The sequence below is a fragment of the Roseospira goensis genome (assembly GCF_014197795.1).
In the GTDB taxonomy this organism is placed as follows: domain Bacteria; phylum Pseudomonadota; class Alphaproteobacteria; order Rhodospirillales; family Rhodospirillaceae; genus Rhodospira; species Rhodospira goensis.
The window spans coordinates 24,461-40,984 of sequence record NZ_JACIGI010000006.1; the positions used below are offsets into that span (position 1 = coordinate 24,461).

Genomic DNA, 16,524 nt, shown 5'->3' on the forward strand with positions numbered 1-16,524 from the left:
ACAGAGGCTCCGGGGCGGTGCGCGACGTCCTCACGCTCGCGCGGGGCGCCGCCGCCGTCAACCCGTGCGTCCCTCCGGCTCCCGCACCGCATGCCGGCAGGCCGGGTCCGGCACGTCCAGCCGGCCCCGGGACAGGCGCAGGGTGCGGGTCGCGACCTTGCGCCGGAAGTGCGGGTCGTGGGAGACGAGAATCATGGCCTGTGGCAGGTCGTGCAGCACCGCGACCATGCGGTCGGTGGTCTCCTCGTCGAGCGCGTTGGTGGGCTCGTCCAGCAGCAGCACGTCCGGGTCCATGGCCAGCACGCAGGCCAGGGAGACCAGCCGCTTCTCGCCGCCGGAGAGCGTGTGCGTCACCCGGTCGCGGAAGCCCTCCAGGCCCACCTGGGCGAGCACCCGCTCGACGGTCGCGAGCGCCTCGGCCCGCGACTGGCCCAGGTTGAGTGGGCCGAAGGCGACGTCCTCGGCCACCGTGGGACAGAACAGCTGGTCGTCCGGGTCCTGGAAGACATAGCCGGCGCGCCGGCGCACCTCGTGGAAGTCCGCTTCGGCCCGGCGCTCCCGGCCGAACGCGACCACACGGCCCTCCTGTGGTCGCAACAGTCCCACCAGCACCTGCAGCAGGGTGCTCTTGCCGGCGCCGTTGGGGCCGGTGATCGCGAGGCGCTCGCCGGCGTCCAGGTGCAGGCGCGCGCCCGCCAGCACCGGCGGCCGGTGCGGGTAGGCGAAGCGCAGGTCGACGACCTCAAACAGGCGGGGCATGGAGGGTGTCCAGGGTGAGCAGGAGGCCGAGACCGGCGGCCAGGGCGGCGCCGAAGACGGCGTCGCGGGCGCCGAAGCGCAACGAGTCGAGCAGCGGCAGGTGTCCGGTGAAGCCACGGCATTTCATCGCCGACAGGATGCGCTCGCCGCGGTCGAAGGCGCGCACCAGCAGCATGCCGATGAGATAGCCGAAGCTGCGGAAGGTATGGCCGTTGGTGCCCGGGCGGAAGCCGCGGGTTTTCATGGCCCGGCGCAGGCGGTGGTACTCGGCGTCCATGACCGCGATGTAGCGCACCGTGAACAGCAGCAGATGGACCAGCGTCAGCGGCACCCGCAGGCGGGCCAGGGCGTGGCCGAGGGTGGTCGGCTCCATCGAGCCGACCAGGGTCAGCAGCATGAGAACGATGGCGTTGGCCTTCAGCGCGATGGCCGCCGCCTGTTCCAGCCCGGCCCATGACGCGGGCCAGCCGAACAGCGTGACGGCCGCCGGACCGGGCACCGTGAACGGCAGCAGCACCAGCAGCACCAGAATGAACCCGTCCATCATCGCCATGCGCTTAAGGGTCGGTCCGACGGGCAGGCGCGACGCCGCCAGGGCCACCCCCGCCAGGACGAGCGGCAGCAGCAGCACCCACAGGCTGTCCAGCGCCACCGTGACCAGCGCGAAGGCGACCGCGCCGAGGATGCGCGCGCGCGGGTCCAGCGCCTGCACCGGCGCCCGTGGCAGCGCCGCCGGCGACGCGCCGCCCGCGGCGCCGTCCTGGCCCAGGACGTGGCTCATTCCGCGGCGGCCGGGGCGGCGCCCCCACCGGCCGTCTGGCGACGTGCAAGCAGGAAGAACGCCAACCCGAACAGCCCGACGATGTAGCCGATGCCGCCAAGAATGGTCTGAAGGTCGTTCTTCTCCTTGTAGGCGGCGATCTCCCGGCGCAGCGGCCGGACCTCGTTGCGGACCGCCGCGGCGATCATGGCCTCGATCTCGGGTGTCACGGCGACGGTGGCGCCGGCGGTCGTGCCGGTGAGGCCCCGGGCCTCGCTGGCCTGAGCCGCCCAGGCGCCCCCGGCCGGCGCCGGGTCGGCGGCGACCGCCGGCACATCCTCGGCGGCCAGGGTGAACTCGACCACGTGGCCGGCGCCCAGGTCGGCGCGGAAGACGTGGGTCACCGCCCGGGTCGGCGTGTAGGTGAAGAACCCGTCGGCGTCGGTGCGGGCTTCGCCCATCCTGGTGCCGCTCGGATCGAACACGGCGATGGGCGTGTCGGCGGCCATGTCGCCGTTGGAGAACCCCACCTCGCCCTCGATGACGTCACCCGATGGATAGGCGGCGGCGACGACCTTGTGGGCCAGCGCGGGGGGCGCCAGCATGACAGCGGCCAGCAGGACGGCGGCGAGTGTGGCGGCGGGGCGGGGCATGACGGGTTCTCCCTCTCAGGCGGCGCGGGCGGGCGCGTGCAGGACGCCGAACAGCGCGGGCTTGACGCGGTGGATCAGGGTCACGGCGGCGGCGCACACCAGTCCCTCGATCGCCGCGACCGGCAGGTGCGCCAGGACCACCAGCTTCGCCGCCGGGATGAAGGCGTCGCCGGACAGCCACAGCACCGCGGCGACGCTGACGGCGGTCAGCACGATCGCCAGGGCACCGGCGGCCAGCCCGGCCAGCGCCGCCAGGCGGGCGTCCGGCCCGGTGACCAGCGGCCGCAGCAGCAGTCCGACCAGGACCGCCGGCAGGGCGATGGTGACGGTGTTGACCCCCAGCACGGTTACCCCGCCGAAGCCGAAGAACACCGCCTGCAACAGCAGGCCCACGAACAGGGCGGGAAAGGCGGCCCAGCCGAGCACCAGTCCGGCCAGGCCGTTCATGATGAGATGCACGCTGGATGGCCCGAGCGGGACGTGCACCAGGGCGGCGACGAAGAAGGTCGCGCTCAGCACGCCGGCGGCCGGGATTCTCTCCAGGGTCAGGGACCGCAGGCCCAGCGCGAGACCGCCGGCGGCGGCCAGTCCGCCGCCGATCAGGACAGGGGCGCTCAGGGCGCCGTCGACGATATGCATGGCGACCTTCCTTTCTTCCGGCCCGGACGCGGAGTCCGGGCGCGACGTCAATGAAAGGACGGTCGGGGAGTGATGGCGCCGAGAGGGGCGGTCGGACGAGACAGATAGAGAGTCCGGGTGCCGCCGGCTTCCAACGCCAGACGCGCACCCCGGCGTCCGGTGAGGCCGCAACGCCGGTCATCCCGGCGGCGCGGATCGGCGGCAGGTCTCCTGGCTCGCGGGTCGTCGCCGGGGCTTCGCCTTCCCGGGCGGGAGGTGTCCCCCCGACGTCCAGTGGCGTTGTGAAGCCGGCTCGCCGCTCACAGTTGCGGGGGCAGCCACGGATTAGGTCCCTGATGGGTACGCCGCACCGTGTTCCCTTTTCACCCGGACGCGTGGCGTCCGGGAACCGTCGACGCCCCTAGGAAGCGCCCGAAACCCCCTTGGTGTCAAGGGCCTTGGGTCACGGGGACGGGCGCGCCGGGGCCGGCAGGCGGGCGCCCAGCACGGCGGCTCCGGCGGCCAGGGCGGCGGCCGTCACCATGGGGCCGAGCGCCCCGGTCCAGGCGCCGCCGGCGGCGGTGACCGCGGCGGCGACCACCGGCGGACCGAGGAACTGCCCGATGTTGGAGCCCTGCATGAGCAGGCCGTTGGCGGCGGCCATGTGGCGCGGCGACGGCGCCTCCCCCGGCACGGTGGCGAACAGCGCCGCCGGAATGAGGCCGCCGGTGCCGGAAAACAGCAGCACCAGGGCGAATCGCAATGGGTCCGGCAGGACCGGCAGGATCAGGCCGGTCGCGCACAGCGCCATCCCCAGGGCGGCGACCAGGATCACGCGCGAGGCGGGCAGGCCCCGGCGCAACAGCCACCCGCCCAACAGGTTGCCGGGCACGTTCATGACCACCACCAGCGCCGTCAGCAGGGCGGCGGTCCGTGCCTCGACCCCGAAAGCGGCCGGCAGGAAGGTGGGCAGCCACACCATCAGCGCGATCCACTGGAAGGCGTAGGCGCCGAAGGTGCCGGCCAGCAGCAGCAGGGCGGGCCGGCGCAGGCTTTCCAGCAGGGCCCGGCGCGACGGTCCGGCGGGTGGGGCATGCAGGGCGAGGCCGCGCGTCGCCGCCAGGACCGCGCCGATCCCGGCGGCGGCCAGGGCGGCGATGGTCCACCACAGGCCACGCCAACCCACGACGTCGAGCGCCAGCGGGGCGGCCACCATGGCCAGGGCCATGCCGGCGGGCATGAACACGCTCCACAGGCTGAGTGCGAGCGGGCGGTCGCGCGGCGCGGTGGCGGCCAGCACCAGCGCCGGGCTGGCGACCGAGACGGCCATGAACCCCAGGCCCTCCAGCACGCGGCTGGCGAGCAGCAGGGGAAAGCCGGCGCTGGTGGCCCCCAGGGTGCCGCCGCCCGCCAGGCAGGCGAGACCGAGACCGACCAGCCGGCGCCGGCCCAGACGGTCCGCGACCACCCCGGTCGCGAGACCCAGCGACATCCCGAGCACATTGAAGGTGGAGACGACGAACCCGGCCGGGATCAGATCCAGGCCGAGTTCGGTCCGCAGGGCGGGCAGGGCGGGTGGCACCTTGCCCACATGCAGGGCGGCGATGATGCCACCCAACAGGAGGGAAAGCACGACACCCCAGCGGGTGCGGTCGGCGAGGTCGGCGGCAGGCGACACGGGGCGGGCTCCGGCGGGGGCATGGCGCGCGACTTGATCCGGTTGGGCGAAAAATTGCAACCCCGGTTCGGTGCGCCCGCGCGATCCCCCGCCGGAGCGCGGAACCAAGACGACTTGGTTCTTACGCCCACTCTCCCGCGTGGGCGTCCCGACGCTACGCGGTCCCACGCCGGAGCGTGGGACCGAGGATCCTTGGTTCGTTCTCCCGCCCACGCTCCCGTGTGGGCGGGTCCGGCTCAAGCAAAGGGTCCCCCGCCGGAGCGTGGGACCGAGGATCCTTGGTTCGTTCTCCCGCCCACGCTCCCGCGTGGGCGGGTCCGGCTCAAGCAAAGGGTCCCACGCCGGAGCGTGGGACCCAGAGCGAATGAGGTCTTCTGCCCACGCTCCCGCGTGGACGCGCGTCACCTCGCTCGCCGCGCCACGCAGCGGCCGCGCGCCATGTCCCACAGGCCCATGGCGGCGTAGGCCAGGATGGTGGTGCCCACCAGGCCCATGCCCCAGATGATGCCGATCAGCAGCCAGTCCACCGGGCCGCCGGCATCGGTGAAGCCGGACACCGTCACATAGGCCATCAGCGCCAGGGCGGCGAAGCCGCCGATCACGCCGATCACCTCGGCGCGCAGCAGGCGACGGCTGACCACGGTGCGTTCGCACCAGACCACGGCCAGGAATCCCGCCAGGCCGACGACCGCCAATGCGACCAGCACCCACAGAATGGTGCCCATCATCTCCAGGAACACCGCCAAGAAGACGGCCAGGTCGAATCCTTGCATGTCTCGTTCCTCCCCGCTCCGGATCAGGCGTCGCCGCGCAGCATGGCGATGTAGGTCGGCTTCAGGGCAATGGTCTTCATCACCCAGGTGATCCAGAGTTCCTCCAGTGGCGCGACCACCCCGGGGAACGACGGCGTCAGATTGTTGTTGTAGTCGAACTCGATCAGCATCGCGCGGCCCATCTGGGTGATGAGCGGGCACGAGGTGTAGCCGTCGTAGGCGGCGTCGCTGGTGGTGCCGGCGATATCGGCCACGATGTGGTCGACCGCGACGGGCACCTGCCACTTGACGCTGGCGGCGGTCTTGCCCTTGGGCACGCCGGCGACGTCGCCGACCGCGAACACGTTCGGATAGCGCGGGTGGCGCAGGGTGTGCTTGTCGGCCTCGACCCAGCCGTCGCGCGCCCATTTACCGCTCTGCCAGGGCAGTGGGCTGTTGCGCACGACCGGGGCGGCGCGCATGGGCGGGATGACGTTGACGAAGTCGTAACCGACGGCTTGCGGCCCGTCCGGCGTGTCGAACACGACCTCCTTCTTGACGAGGTCGATGCCGGTCATGACGTGGTTGTAACGCACGTCGAAGCCCCGGTCGTCGAACAGCATGCGCACCTTTTCGTGCACGATGGGCACGCTGAACAGGCTGGCGGAATGGGCGGCGTAGACGATGTTGGCCTTGCCGCGGGTGCCGCGCTGGCGCATGCGGTCGTCGGTCAGGAAGGTATACTTGAGCGGAGCGCCGGCACACTTCATCTCGGTGGCCGGGCGCAGGAACAGGCCGGTGCCGCCCTCGTCGACGAAACGCGACATGGCCTGCCAGGTGGCATAGGCGGCTTCCGGGCCGTGGTAGTGGCTGCCCAGGCCGTCGCGGCCGATGCGCTCCACCTCCATGCCGTCCAGTGCGGCGTAGTCGAGGTGGATGCCGGCGGCGACCACCAGGTAGTCGTAGGCCACCTCGCGCCCGCTCGCCGTCACCACCTTGCCGGCGTCCGGGTCGATCTCGGCGGCGGCCTCCTCGATCCAGTCGACGCCGCGATGGACGTACTTCGATGTGGACGAGATCGGGTAGTCGCGCGGCTTCAGCCCGGCGGCCACCAGGGTGAAACCCGGCTGGTACAGGTGGCGCTTGCGGGCGTCGACGAGGGTGATGGTGGCGCCGTCCAGTCGCTCCGCGAGGCGCGAGGCCGTCGCCAGGCCGGCCGCACCGGCGCCGACGATGACGATGCGCGCCCGCGTCTCGACCCGCCGCGCGGCGCGCGCCGGACGGACACCGGACGCGGTCGCAGCCGCCACCACGGGGGCCGCGGCCCCCAGCTTCAGCAGCGCGCGACGATCCAGGCCGGGACCGCCGGGAGACGTATCGCGTGGATCCATATCGTGGTCCTCCCGTTCCGTATCTGGGGGGTGCCGTCCGGTCCGCCGTGTGGACCCGGGGGCGGCACGCTGTTCTTATTGTTGTACATAAGAAAGGACTAATATGAGAGTCGCCACGCTGCCTTGACAATTGTCAACCGGTGCCCGCGAGAAATGGGGCGCCGACGCTCCCGGGCCGGCTCCGCCCCCGGATACGCCCCGGCTACTCCATCGTCATGTAAACCACATCGGCGGGGAGCTTGTAGCTCCAGGGGAGGCCGCTGTTGCGCCAGCCATCGACATCGCGCACGCCGGCGGAGGGGCCGTCCTTGCGCTTGCCGCCCTCGAACCCGTCGACCATGGTGTACGTCTTCTGCCACCCTCGGTCGTACAGAAGATCGGCGGCCGGCGCGCTGCGGGTGCTGCCGGACCGGCACATGAAGACGAGGTTGGTGGTGTCCTTGTCGGCCCCCAGCGCCTCCAGACGGGCCTCCACCTCATCGGCGAAGTCCGGGTTCAGGACCATTTCCCAGCGTCCCTTGTCGAGGACCAGATCGCGGGGATCGGCGACCCGGTAGGGAACGTGGATATCGGTCTCGGTGGCGAAGCCGGTGAACATCACCTCCACCGGATCCCGGGTGTCGATCAGCAGGGTGTCGGGCTCGGCCTGCATCAGTGCCCAGGCCTCGGTGGCGGTGACGTACAGGCCGGATTTGACCTGGGCGGTCGCCTTGGTCGGCACCTCGGCGGCGGTCGCGGTGGTGGGGCCGGTGACGGCCCCGACTCCGAGTCCAAGGGCGACGGCGAGGGCCAGGGTGGGCAGGCGGTGCGGTGTCACGGTCGGCATGATCGGTGGTCTCCTGTGGCTGGGAGAGACGGGACGTGCCCGGCGCGGCGGGCGCGGCATCGGGACGACCATGGCGACCCCGACGCTTCCGGATCAAGCCTTTATATTATAAAAACCTTATATTTAGACCGATAGCGAGAGGTGTTCCGATGTTCACACGGGATGAAGGTGCCGGGTGCGGTCGGCGCAACGCTCGAATGCGGGCAGATGGCGCACCTGCGAGGCATCGCGCAGGCGCGCGAACACCGCCCGGACGTCGTCCTCGGTGACGCTGGCGATCAAGCGATCGTAGAGGGCCGCGCTGTCCTGTTCGGCGCGCGCGGCGGCCTGGCAGGCGTCGCGCATGTCGGTCGGGCGGTCGACGCGGCCGCGCCAGCGGTTGGGCGGCGGCTCGAAGCCGTAGCGTTCGAAGAGTTGCAGCAGGGCATCCACGTGGCGGCGCTCCGCCTCGACGATCTGCACGAACGGTCGCACCGGACCGAACGCGGCGATCGCGGCCTCGTACACGGCTTCGGCCCGATACTCATCATCCAGGGCGTCTTCCAGGGCCGCGCGCAGGGTGTTCCGCATGACCGAACCTCCCGGGTGTCGCGTCCCCCCGTTGTCCGCCATGCGGCCCGGATTGTAATTGTCCAAACGCAACGCGGGAGGCGTTCAGCGCGTCTCCGGGTCAGTGCCGGCAGCGGTGCGGCCGCAGGCCGCGCAGGTGCCGCGCAGTTCGACACTGCTGGAGTGCAGCGCGAGGCCGGCCTCGGCCGCGAGGCCGCGCAGGCGGCCGCCGATGACCTCATCGGTCAGTTCACGCGCCCGGCCGCAGTGTTCGCAGATCACGAACACGACCGGTCCCTCGGCGCGGTGGGCCTCGCGGCAGGCGACGAAGGCATTGAGGGTTTCCAACCGGTGCACCAGCCCGCGCGCCTGCAGGCGGTCGAGCGCCCGGTACACCTGGGCCGGGGCGCGCAGGCCCTGGTCGCGCAGGCGGTCGAGCAGGGCATAGGCGCCGAGCGGCACCGGCGCGGCCGCGAGGGCCTCCAGGACCAGCGTCTGATTGCGGGTGAGCGGGGCATCGGCCGTGGGGGCGACCGTCATGGCGTCTCCCCCTCGGCCGCCGGCGCGCGGCGCCGCCGCCAGGCCCCAGGGACCAGGGCCAGCAGGAACAGCGCGAAGGCCGCCACCACGATCGACGGTCCCGACGGGGTGTCCCAGGCCAGCGAGCCCGACAGCCCGAGCCCGACGGCGACGACCCCGGCCACGGCGGCGCCCACGGCCATGCCCTCCGGCCCCTGGGCGAACCGGCGTGCCGTGGCGGCCGGAATGATGAGCAGCGACGTGATGAGCAGAATGCCGACGATCTTCATGGCGATCGCGATCACCACCGCCATCAGCAGCATGAACACGATGCGGGCGCGCTCCGGGTGCAGGCCCTCGGCCCGGGCCAGGTCCGCGCTCACCGTGGCGGCCAGCAGCGGGCGCCACAGCCACGCCAGCACCCCCAGCACCAGCGCGCCGCCCCCGTAGATGACGGCGATGTCGCCCACCGAGACGGCCAGGATGTCGCCGAACAGGAACCCCATCAGGTCGACCCGCAGCCAGCTCAGGGCGGCGACCGCCACCAGACCCAGCGCCAGGGCGGCGTGGGCGAGAATGCCCAGCAGGGTGTCGGTCGACACCGCGCCGACCCGTTCCAGCAGCAGCAGGACCACCGAGACCAGCGCCGCGACGACGAACACCCCGACCATCGGCTCCATCTCCAGCGCGACCGCGAGCGCCACCCCGAGCAGGGCGGAATGGGCCATGGTAGCGCCGAAGTAGGCCATGCGCCGCCACACCACGAAGCAGCCCAGCGGGCCGGTCGCCAGCGCCAGCCCCATGCCGGCGACGAGGGCGCGGGTGAAGAAGTCGTCAAGCATCGCCGGACTCCGCGGCCGTGCCGTCAGGCGGGGGATGGTCGTGGTCGTGCCCCGGCACGTGGCGGTGACGGTACACCGCCAGTGTATCCGCCGCCGCATGTCCGAACAGCCTTCGGTAGGCCGGGTTCGAGACCACTGCCTCGGGGGTGCCCCGGCACGAGACGTGACCGTTCAGGCAGATCACCGTATCGGTGGCCGCCATGACCACATGCAGATCGTGCGAGATCAGCAGAATGCCGCAGCCGATGCGGTCGCGGATCTCCCGGATCAGGCCGTACAGCGCCAGTTCGCCGGGGAAGTCGACCCCCTGCACCGGTTCGTCCAGCACCAGCAGGTCGGGGTCGCGCAGCATGGCGCGCGCCAGCAGGGCGCGCTGGAATTCGCCGCCGGAGAGGCTCTGAACCTGGGCGCCGATCAGGGGCGCGATGCCGACGGCTTCCAGGGCTTCGCGCACGGCCGCCCGGGGCCGGCGTCCGGTCAGGGTCATCAGGCGACCGACCGTCAGCGGCAGTGTCTGGTCCATGGCCAGGCTCTGCGGTACGTAGCCGATGCGGAGTCCGGGGGCGCGCCACATTCGCCCCGCATCGGGAGCCAGGACGCCGACGACGGTCTTCGCGGTGGTGCTCTTCCCGGATCCGTTGGGACCGATCAGGGTGACGATCTCGCCCCGTCGCACCGTCAGGTCGATGCCGTGCACGAGCCAGCGGCCGCCCCGGTGCACGCCGATGCCGTGGGCTTCGACGAGCGTGTCGGCGTTCGAGGTCGCGGCGGGAGCTTGAGAGGTGTCCATGGCTGTCCTTGTCCCATGGCGGCTCCCGCTTGCGCAAGCCGAATGTTATATCATAACATGCGGGCTCGGCCGACGCGACGGCCGAGGGGACCATCGCGCCAACAGAGGGGACGCCATGCGACGCGCGTGCGGACTGGCCTTCGGGCTGCTACTCATCGTGACCGGCGGTGCGGCGGCGGCGCAACCCGCCGTGGTCGCCTCCATCCCGCCCATCCATGCGCTCGTGGCCGGGGTGATGGCGGGGGTCGGCACGCCCCATCTGGTGGTGCGCGGCGGCCAGTCCCCCCACAGCTACAGCCTGCGGCCGTCCGACGCCCGGGCGATCGAGACCGCCGACGTGGTGGTGTGGGTCGGGCCCGACCTGGAGGCGTTCCTGGCCGGCCCGCTGGACAGCCTGGCCACCAACGCACGGGTCGTGGCGCTGGCGGAGGTCGATGGGCTGACCCGGCTGCCGACACGGGGCGGCGGGGTGTTCGACCACGCCGACCATGCGGCCGCCGACGCGGATCACGATCATGGCCATGATCACGGTCGCGACCATGATCACGGTGCGATGGATATGCACCTGTGGCTCGATCCCGTGAACGCCCGCGCCATGGTCGGGGCCATCGCGGCCGGGCTGGCGGCCGCCGACCCGGACCATGCCGCCGCCTACCGCGCCAACGCCGATGCGCTGCGGGCGCGCATCGACGCCCTGATCGCGGAGGTCGAGGCCCTGTTGGCGCCGGTCGCCAGTGCGCCGTTCCTGGTGTTCCACGATGCCTATCAGTACTTCGAGCACCGCTTTGGGGTCGACGCGGTGGGCACCATCACGGTCAGCCCGGCGGCCATCCCCGGTGCCGCCCGCATCGCCGAGATCCGGACGGCGGTGCGCGACAGCGGCGCCGTTTGCGTGTTCGCCGAACCGCAGTTCGAGCCGCGCCTGGTGCGCGTCGTCACCGAGGGGACGGCGGCCCGCACCGGCACCCTCGACCCGCTGGGCGCGGACCTGGAGCCGGGACCGGGACTGTACGAGGCCCTGATCCGCGGCCTGGCGGAGTCGATGCGATCCTGCCTGGCGGGCGAGTGATGGGGGCCGCGGCGCCGATCGCGCCGCGGCGTCGGGGCGGGCGCGATCGGCTCACGGTGCCGGCCGCGCGTTGGGCCGGTCCGGCCGTCCGGCGCTGTTGTCGGGGTGTGGCTCCAGTTCCTCGTAGCCGGTTAGCATGGCCTTCAGGTAGCCGTAGAACGGCTTGGCCGTGAACCCGGCCATGTAGACGTGACCGATGAAGAACACCAGCATGGCGAAGGCGGCGGCGGTGTGCACCAGCGCCACCCCGGACAGGGTGATGAGCCCGTCGAGGCCAAGGGCGCCCCAGTCGTTGTAGAACATGTACAGCAGGCCGGTGATCCAGATGATCGGTGTGATCAGGATGTTGAAGGTGGAGTAGGCCACGCGCTGCACCGGGTTGTGCTTGGCGAGCCGGGTCTTCTTGTAGGGGTGCGATACACCCGGATCGAAAATCCCGACGGTGTAGTACCGGATCACGTCGATCATGCCGCGCGGCGTCGGCACGTACTGCTTCCACTCCCCGGTGATCAGGTGCCAGAAGATGGCGAACACCCACAACCAGATCAGCACCCACGCGGTCCAGCGGTGCCACTGGGCGGCGGCCTCGTAGCCCAGCCACTCGTAGGCGCCGTTCACCTCGAAGCCGGTGATCATCAGGGCCACGATCAGCACCGCCTGGAACCAGTGCCAGAACCGCTCGAAGCGGCTGAAGACCATTACGCGTTCCTTGGTCATCGCGTACGACTCCTGTGTCTCGCGGTCTGCATCAGGCGGCGGTGCGGCGCTTGCGCGCGGCGGCGATCAGGCGCGCGAGCCCGTGCCCCAGCACGCCGAGCAGCGTAAGGCCGGCGGCGCCCCAGCCGACTGCGGTCAGCCAGGGGAAGGTGTCGCGCCCGGGCATGTAGAAGTCGGTCAGGCCGGCCAGGCGGCCGCCGACCGTGTGGCACTCGTTGCAGCCGACGGCATCCTCTTTCGGCGCCACCATGTGCAGGATCGGCCAGGCGTATTCCGTCTCGACGAAGCCGTACGACCCGGAGAACGAGACCGTCTCGGCCTGCATGCCGCCGCGCAGGGCCTTGTCCCAGTCGAAGCTCTTCCAGAACGCGGCCTCGTCCTTGCCGAACAGATGCGGCAGCGCCAGCACGTTGTGACCGGAATCGTACGGCTGTCGGCCGCGCATGATCTTGAACGGCCAGATGCGGGCGTCAGGGTCGGCGGCGCTGCCCTCGATGGCGTTGATCGGCACCACACCGGACGGGTCGATGGTCTCGCCGCGCTGGGTGTAGCGCACGATGCCGTTGAACCAGCGGTACTCGGGGGTGACGTCGGCCGCCCATTCGAACGTCCCCTTCTTGGAGACGTAGAGGGGATAGCCGTCCTCGCCCTTCACCACGTAAGGCTTGCCGGCGTCGTTGAACTGCCCGGCGGTCGACCAGTCCCACCACATCTTGGTCTTGGGGCCGCCGCGGGCGAACGCGGGCACATGGCAGGTGGTGCAGGCGACGCGGTCCGTGTGCTCGTTCAGCTTCGGGTGGTCGTCGTGGGCCGCCATGCCGTGACAACTCTCGCAGGTCGCGCGGGTGTCGTCGGTGTGGCCCGGCACGTCAATGCCGATGCGGTCGACGGCCGTGGTCGTGTAGCGGCTGCCGGTGACCTGATGGCTGCCGGTGGTGTGGCAGGTGGAGCAGCGGAAATCGAGCCCGTCGCGGTCCATGTGGACATCAAGCGAGAAATCCGGGTCCGCCATCGACGAGTCGAGATCGCCATGCTTCACGCCGTCGCCGCCGCCGCCATAGAAGTGGCAGGCCCCGCAGGTCTCGCGCGAGGTCCGGCCGACCGCCTGGGCCACCCGCGCCAGGTCGACCGCCGGCCAGGGCTTGCCCTGCCAGGTGGTGTCCTCGTACGCGGGGTGTCCGGCGCCGGTGGGGAACTTCTTGTAGGTTCCGGTGGTGTCATGACAGACGAGGCAATCGACCGCCGTGTCCTGGGTCAGGTCGAACCCGTCGTCCTTCCAGCCGTAGCCGATGTGGCAACTCGTGCACCGTGGCCAATTGGTCGCCGTGGCGACGCAGAAGTTGTTGACGACGTTGCGCTTGCCGAGATCCGTCTGGCCCGTCAGCGCGTTGTCGAAGGCCCAGGTCCAATGCGTCGTGCGGTGCAACTGATCGGCCGCGTTGACATGGCACTCCAGGCACGCGGCCGTGACGGCCGGGCCGCTGTCGAACGGCCCTTGCAGCTCCTCGAACGTGGTGTGGTCGGCGGTCGAGTCCGGCGCGACCTCGATGCGGCTGGTGCCGGTGATGGCGCCCTGTGCCGCGGCCGACCCGGCCTGAGCGGGGGCCGGGGCCGTGGTCGCCCACACCAGGACGGCGGCAAGAATGCAACAGATCAGGGCCCGGGCAGCCCGGGAGGTCAGAGTGCCCGGCGGGAGTCGAACGGTGCCGTTCATGGACCGGTGTCCCTTCGTCCGCCGGTCCCCCACGGGCGGACGCCGGACCCGACGGCCCATCCGGCGCCCGTCGCGGTGCCGGGAACGGGGCGGGACGGACCCAGGGACGGTGCGCGGCCGGCCCCACGTCTGGTCCGGACTCCGCATCGCGCAGACAGGGCGGCCCGCTCCGACCGAGACCGCCCATATTAGATATCACGTATATGTCCCCAGCGGCAATGCGGTTATGGGCAGCACAATGACAATCCGCAACAGCCGGCGGCACACTCCTTGAGGTTTGCCGGGAGGGGTATCCGCCCGTCTCAGGTCGCCGGCGGGGTCGGGCGCCGGTCGCGGCACGGGTCCTCGGCGGGGTCGATGTAGAGCAGGTCGTAGCCGGTGATCATGGCCTTCAGGTAGGCGTAGAACGGCTTGCCGGCGAACGCCGCCAGGTAGACGTGACCGACGAAGAAGATCAGCATGGCGAACGCGGCGGCGGTGTGCACCAGCGCCACGGTGCCCAGGGTCACCGGCCCCTCCAGGCCGGTGTGGACCCACGCGTTGTAGAACATGTAGAGCAGGCCGGAGATCCAGATGACCGGCGAGATCAGCACGTTGAACGCCAGATAGGCGAGGCGCTGCAACGGGTTGTGCTTGGCCATCCGGGTCTTGCGGTAGGGGTGCGGCACCGAGGCGTCGAGGATGCCCGTGGTGTAGTACCGCGCCACCGCCAGGATGCCGCGCCGGGTCGGGATGTACTGCTTCCACTCCCCGGTGATGGCGTGCCAGAACAGCACGAAGACCCACAGCCCGATCAGCACCCAGGCGGCGAGGCGGTGCCACTGCGCGGCCTGCTCGTAGCCGAGCCACCGGTAGGCGCCGTTGACCTCGAAGCCGGTGATCATCAGGGCGATGATGAGCACCGCCTGGGACCAGTGCCAGAACCGCTCGAAGCGGCTGAACACCATCACGCGTTCCTTGACCATGGTGTGCGTCTCCTTCGATGCGGTCGTCAGCCGGTGCGCAGGCGGCTGCGGATGGCGGCCCCGATGCGGACCACGCCGTGCAGGACGCACGCCAGCAGGGTCAGGCCGGCCAGGCCCCACCCGGCCAGGGTCAGCCACCCGTAGGTGTCCCGGCCGGGCATGTAGAAATCGGTCAGGGCCGCCAGGCGGCCGTGTTTGGTGTGGCACTCGTTGCAGCCGACAGCGTCGTCCTTGGGCGCCACCATGTGCGCCAGCGGCCACCAGGTCTCGGTTTCGACGAAGCCGTAGCTGCCGGAGAACGCGACCGGCTGCGCCCGCATGCCGGCCTCCAGCGCCTTCGGCCAGTCGAAGTTGCCCCAGTACGCGGTGTCGTCGTCCCCGAAGACGTGCGGCAGCGCCAGCACGCCGTGGCCGGCGTCGTAGGGCTGGCGGCTGCGCATGACCTTGAACGGCCAGATGCGGGCGTCCGGGTCGGACGCGGCGCCCTCGACGGCGTTGATCGTCACCACGCCGGACGGGTCGATGGGCTCGCCGGGGCGGGTGTAGCGGATCAGGCCATTGAACCAGCGGTATTCGGGGGTGACGTCGGCGCCCCAGCCGAAGGTGCCCTTCTTGGCGGTGTAGGTGGTGTAGCCGTCGGCGTCGGTCTCGGTCACCGGGGTGCCGTCCTCGGCCAACTGTCCGGCGGTGGACCAGTCCCACCACATCTTGGTCTTGCGCGCACCGCGCGCGAAGGCGGGGATGTGGCAGGTCTGGCAGGCGACCCGATCGGTGTGATCGTTGAGCTTCGAGTGGTCCTCGTGCGGGGTCTGGCCGTGACAGCTCTCGCAGGTCGCCCGGGTTTCGTCGGTGTGGCCGGGGACGTCGATGCCGACGGTGTCGGTCGCCTTGGGGGCGTAGCGACTGCCGGTCACCGCATGGCCGCCGGTGGTGTGGCAGGTCGCGCATTGGAAGTTCAGGCCCGCGGCGTCCATGTGCACGTCCAGGGCGAAATTCGGGGCGATCAGCGAGGTGTCGAGGTCGCCGTGCTTGACGCCGTCCTCGCCACCGCCGTTGAAGTGGCAGGCGCCGCAGGTGGCGCGGGAGGTGGGGCCGACGTTCCGGGCCACATCGGCAAGGTCCACCGCCGGGTCGGGATGGCCGGCGGCGGTCGGCGTCTTGACGTAGCGCCCGGTGGTGTCGTGGCAGACCAGGCAATCCACGGCCGTCTCGGCGGTGTGATCGAAGCCGGCGTCCTCCCAGCCGTAGCCGATGTGGCAACTCGTGCAGCGCGGCCAGTTGGATTGCACCGAGATGCAGAAGTTGTTGACGACGTTGCGTTTGCCCAGACCGGCCTGACCGGTGGCCGGATTGTCGAACGACCAGGTCCAGTGCGTGGTGTCGTGCAGTTGCCGGGCCGCGTTCACGTGGCACTCCAGGCACGCGGCCGTGACCTCGGGACCGCTCTCGAAGGGGCCGTCCAGTTCGTCGTAGGCGGTGTGGTCGGCGGTGGACTCGTCGGCGACCAGCGGCGTGGCCAGCAGGGCGGTCAACGCGGCGCCGGGGGCGGCCTGGTCGGCGGCACGCGCAGCGCCGGTCCCGGCCGGACCGCCGACGGCGGCGATACCGAGCATCCAAAGGCACAGAATAGCCATCGTTCCGCGTCGTCGCCGGGGCGGGCGACGGGCTGGGTCGATCATCGGGCGTTGCCTCCCTGTGGTCGCCGCCGCTTGGTCCCTGGGGTGCGTGAGACGCTCCCTCTGTGGTCGCACGCCCGAACGGCTCGGGGGCGGACTGGATGCGGACGGTCTTGGCTCTTGTTGCCGTTTATTGCTATCGCGCTTCCAAATGCGCAGCATTGCGAAATCGCATGGCGCGCGATGCCGCAGTGCGACAATCTACACTCATAGGGTTCTTGCAGGGGCACGGTCGGCCGGTCCGTG

17 protein-coding genes and 1 riboswitch are annotated in these 16,524 nt (G+C 71.0%); of the genes, 1 reads left to right on the plus strand and 16 read right to left on the minus strand.

The window, feature by feature from the left end; all coding sequences use genetic code 11:
* Positions 1-57: 57 nt before the first annotated feature.
* The 12 genes from GGD88_RS05045 to GGD88_RS05100 all read right to left on the minus strand — a co-directional run bounded on the left by GGD88_RS05045 (position 58) and on the right by GGD88_RS05100 (position 10,137).
* Positions 58-759 (minus strand): energy-coupling factor ABC transporter ATP-binding protein, encoded by a 702-nt coding sequence (locus GGD88_RS05045; RefSeq protein WP_184432385.1) that lies wholly within the window; start codon positions 757-759, stop codon positions 58-60.
* A complete protein-coding gene (gene cbiQ / locus GGD88_RS05050) occupies positions 743-1,540 on the minus strand; it encodes a cobalt ECF transporter T component CbiQ (RefSeq protein WP_184432387.1) in 798 nt (265 codons plus the stop codon). The genes GGD88_RS05045 and cbiQ overlap by 17 nt, the downstream gene beginning before the upstream one ends.
* Complete coding sequence (locus GGD88_RS05055; RefSeq protein WP_184432389.1) at positions 1,537-2,172, minus strand: cobalt ABC transporter permease; 636 nt, start codon at positions 2,170-2,172, stop codon at positions 1,537-1,539. The genes cbiQ and GGD88_RS05055 overlap by 4 nt, the downstream gene beginning before the upstream one ends.
* A gap of 15 nt (positions 2,173-2,187) precedes the next feature.
* Complete coding sequence (cbiM, locus tag GGD88_RS05060) at positions 2,188-2,811, minus strand: cobalt transporter CbiM (RefSeq protein WP_184432391.1); 624 nt, start codon at positions 2,809-2,811, stop codon at positions 2,188-2,190.
* A 183-nt stretch (positions 2,812-2,994) separates the two neighbouring features.
* Positions 2,995-3,219: riboswitch (cobalamin riboswitch) on the minus strand.
* A 34-nt stretch (positions 3,220-3,253) separates the two neighbouring features.
* Complete coding sequence (locus tag GGD88_RS05065; RefSeq protein WP_184432392.1) at positions 3,254-4,468, minus strand: MFS transporter; 1,215 nt, start codon at positions 4,466-4,468, stop codon at positions 3,254-3,256.
* 401 nt (positions 4,469-4,869) lie between these two features.
* Positions 4,870-5,241: a DUF5368 domain-containing protein gene (locus GGD88_RS05070; protein ID WP_184432393.1), complete on the minus strand. Its 372-nt coding sequence runs from the start codon at positions 5,239-5,241 to the stop codon at positions 4,870-4,872.
* Positions 5,242-5,264: 23 nt separating this feature from the next.
* Positions 5,265-6,611, minus strand: coding sequence for an NAD(P)/FAD-dependent oxidoreductase (locus GGD88_RS05075; RefSeq protein WP_184432394.1), 1,347 nt, complete (start codon positions 6,609-6,611; stop codon positions 5,265-5,267).
* 202 nt (positions 6,612-6,813) lie between these two features.
* Positions 6,814-7,437: a rhodanese-like domain-containing protein gene (locus GGD88_RS05080; protein ID WP_221237009.1), complete on the minus strand. Its 624-nt coding sequence runs from the start codon at positions 7,435-7,437 to the stop codon at positions 6,814-6,816.
* A 153-nt stretch (positions 7,438-7,590) separates the two neighbouring features.
* A complete protein-coding gene (locus tag GGD88_RS05085) occupies positions 7,591-8,007 on the minus strand; it encodes a ferritin-like domain-containing protein (RefSeq protein WP_184432395.1) in 417 nt (138 codons plus the stop codon).
* Between the two features lie 84 nt (positions 8,008-8,091).
* Positions 8,092-8,526: a Fur family transcriptional regulator gene (locus GGD88_RS19090; protein ID WP_184432396.1), complete on the minus strand. Its 435-nt coding sequence runs from the start codon at positions 8,524-8,526 to the stop codon at positions 8,092-8,094.
* Positions 8,523-9,347 carry a metal ABC transporter permease gene (locus tag GGD88_RS05095; protein ID WP_184432397.1) on the minus strand — a complete coding sequence of 275 codons (825 nt, stop codon included), beginning with the start codon at positions 9,345-9,347 and terminating at the stop codon, positions 8,523-8,525. Before GGD88_RS05095 ends, GGD88_RS19090 begins: the two co-directional genes overlap by 4 nt.
* Positions 9,340-10,137 (minus strand): ATP-binding cassette domain-containing protein, encoded by a 798-nt coding sequence (locus GGD88_RS05100; RefSeq protein ID WP_184432398.1) that lies wholly within the window; start codon positions 10,135-10,137, stop codon positions 9,340-9,342. Before GGD88_RS05100 ends, GGD88_RS05095 begins: the two co-directional genes overlap by 8 nt.
* 115 nt (positions 10,138-10,252) lie before the next feature.
* Between GGD88_RS05100 and GGD88_RS05105 the strand changes: the two genes are divergently transcribed.
* Positions 10,253-11,206 carry a zinc ABC transporter substrate-binding protein gene (locus GGD88_RS05105; protein ID WP_184432399.1) on the plus strand — a complete coding sequence of 318 codons (954 nt, stop codon included), beginning with the start codon at positions 10,253-10,255 and terminating at the stop codon, positions 11,204-11,206.
* Positions 11,207-11,257: 51 nt separating this feature from the next.
* Here the strand turns inward: GGD88_RS05105 and GGD88_RS05110 are convergent, their stop codons facing one another.
* The 4 genes from GGD88_RS05110 to GGD88_RS05125 form a co-directional block, all read right to left on the minus strand.
* Entirely contained in the window at positions 11,258-11,923 is a 666-nt protein-coding gene (locus tag GGD88_RS05110) for a cytochrome b/b6 domain-containing protein (protein ID WP_184432400.1), read from the minus strand.
* Positions 11,924-11,954: 31 nt separating this feature from the next.
* The gene (locus GGD88_RS05115) at positions 11,955-13,637 is read right to left on the minus strand and encodes a tetrathionate reductase family octaheme c-type cytochrome (protein ID WP_184432401.1); all 1,683 of its coding nucleotides are present in this window, start codon (positions 13,635-13,637) and stop codon (positions 11,955-11,957) included.
* A 302-nt stretch (positions 13,638-13,939) separates the two neighbouring features.
* On the minus strand, positions 13,940-14,602 hold the full coding sequence (locus GGD88_RS05120; RefSeq protein WP_184432402.1) for a cytochrome b/b6 domain-containing protein: 663 nt from the start codon (positions 14,600-14,602) through the stop codon (positions 13,940-13,942).
* 26 nt (positions 14,603-14,628) lie between these two features.
* Positions 14,629-16,236: a tetrathionate reductase family octaheme c-type cytochrome gene (locus GGD88_RS05125; protein WP_184432403.1), complete on the minus strand. Its 1,608-nt coding sequence runs from the start codon at positions 16,234-16,236 to the stop codon at positions 14,629-14,631.
* Positions 16,237-16,524 lie beyond the last annotated feature (288 nt).

Excerpts from the sequence above, each read along its gene's own strand:
- GGD88_RS05115 (WP_184432401.1), bottom strand. The coding sequence starts at position 13,637 with ATGAACGGCACCGTTCGACTCCCGCCGGGCACTCTGACCTCCCGGGCT.
- GGD88_RS05075 (WP_184432394.1), bottom strand. The coding sequence starts at position 6,611 with ATGGATCCACGCGATACGTCTCCCGGCGGTCCCGGCCTGGATCGTCGC.
- GGD88_RS05085 (WP_184432395.1), bottom strand. The coding sequence starts at position 8,007 with ATGCGGAACACCCTGCGCGCGGCCCTGGAAGACGCCCTGGATGATGAG.
- GGD88_RS05125 (WP_184432403.1), bottom strand. The coding sequence starts at position 16,236 with ATGGCTATTCTGTGCCTTTGGATGCTCGGTATCGCCGCCGTCGGCGGT.
- GGD88_RS05095 (WP_184432397.1), bottom strand. The coding sequence starts at position 9,347 with ATGCTTGACGACTTCTTCACCCGCGCCCTCGTCGCCGGCATGGGGCTG.
- GGD88_RS05105 (WP_184432399.1), top strand. The coding sequence starts at position 10,253 with ATGCGACGCGCGTGCGGACTGGCCTTCGGGCTGCTACTCATCGTGACC.
- cbiM (WP_184432391.1), bottom strand. The coding sequence starts at position 2,811 with ATGCATATCGTCGACGGCGCCCTGAGCGCCCCTGTCCTGATCGGCGGC.
- GGD88_RS05110 (WP_184432400.1), bottom strand. The coding sequence starts at position 11,923 with ATGACCAAGGAACGCGTAATGGTCTTCAGCCGCTTCGAGCGGTTCTGG.
- GGD88_RS05080 (WP_221237009.1), bottom strand. The coding sequence starts at position 7,437 with ATGCCGACCGTGACACCGCACCGCCTGCCCACCCTGGCCCTCGCCGTC.
- GGD88_RS05055 (WP_184432389.1), bottom strand. The coding sequence starts at position 2,172 with ATGCCCCGCCCCGCCGCCACACTCGCCGCCGTCCTGCTGGCCGCTGTC.
- GGD88_RS05070 (WP_184432393.1), bottom strand. The coding sequence starts at position 5,241 with ATGCAAGGATTCGACCTGGCCGTCTTCTTGGCGGTGTTCCTGGAGATG.
- GGD88_RS05100 (WP_184432398.1), bottom strand. The coding sequence starts at position 10,137 with ATGGACACCTCTCAAGCTCCCGCCGCGACCTCGAACGCCGACACGCTC.
- cbiQ (WP_184432387.1), bottom strand. The coding sequence starts at position 1,540 with ATGAGCCACGTCCTGGGCCAGGACGGCGCCGCGGGCGGCGCGTCGCCG.
- GGD88_RS19090 (WP_184432396.1), bottom strand. The coding sequence starts at position 8,526 with ATGACGGTCGCCCCCACGGCCGATGCCCCGCTCACCCGCAATCAGACG.
- GGD88_RS05045 (WP_184432385.1), bottom strand. The coding sequence starts at position 759 with ATGCCCCGCCTGTTTGAGGTCGTCGACCTGCGCTTCGCCTACCCGCAC.
- GGD88_RS05120 (WP_184432402.1), bottom strand. The coding sequence starts at position 14,602 with ATGGTCAAGGAACGCGTGATGGTGTTCAGCCGCTTCGAGCGGTTCTGG.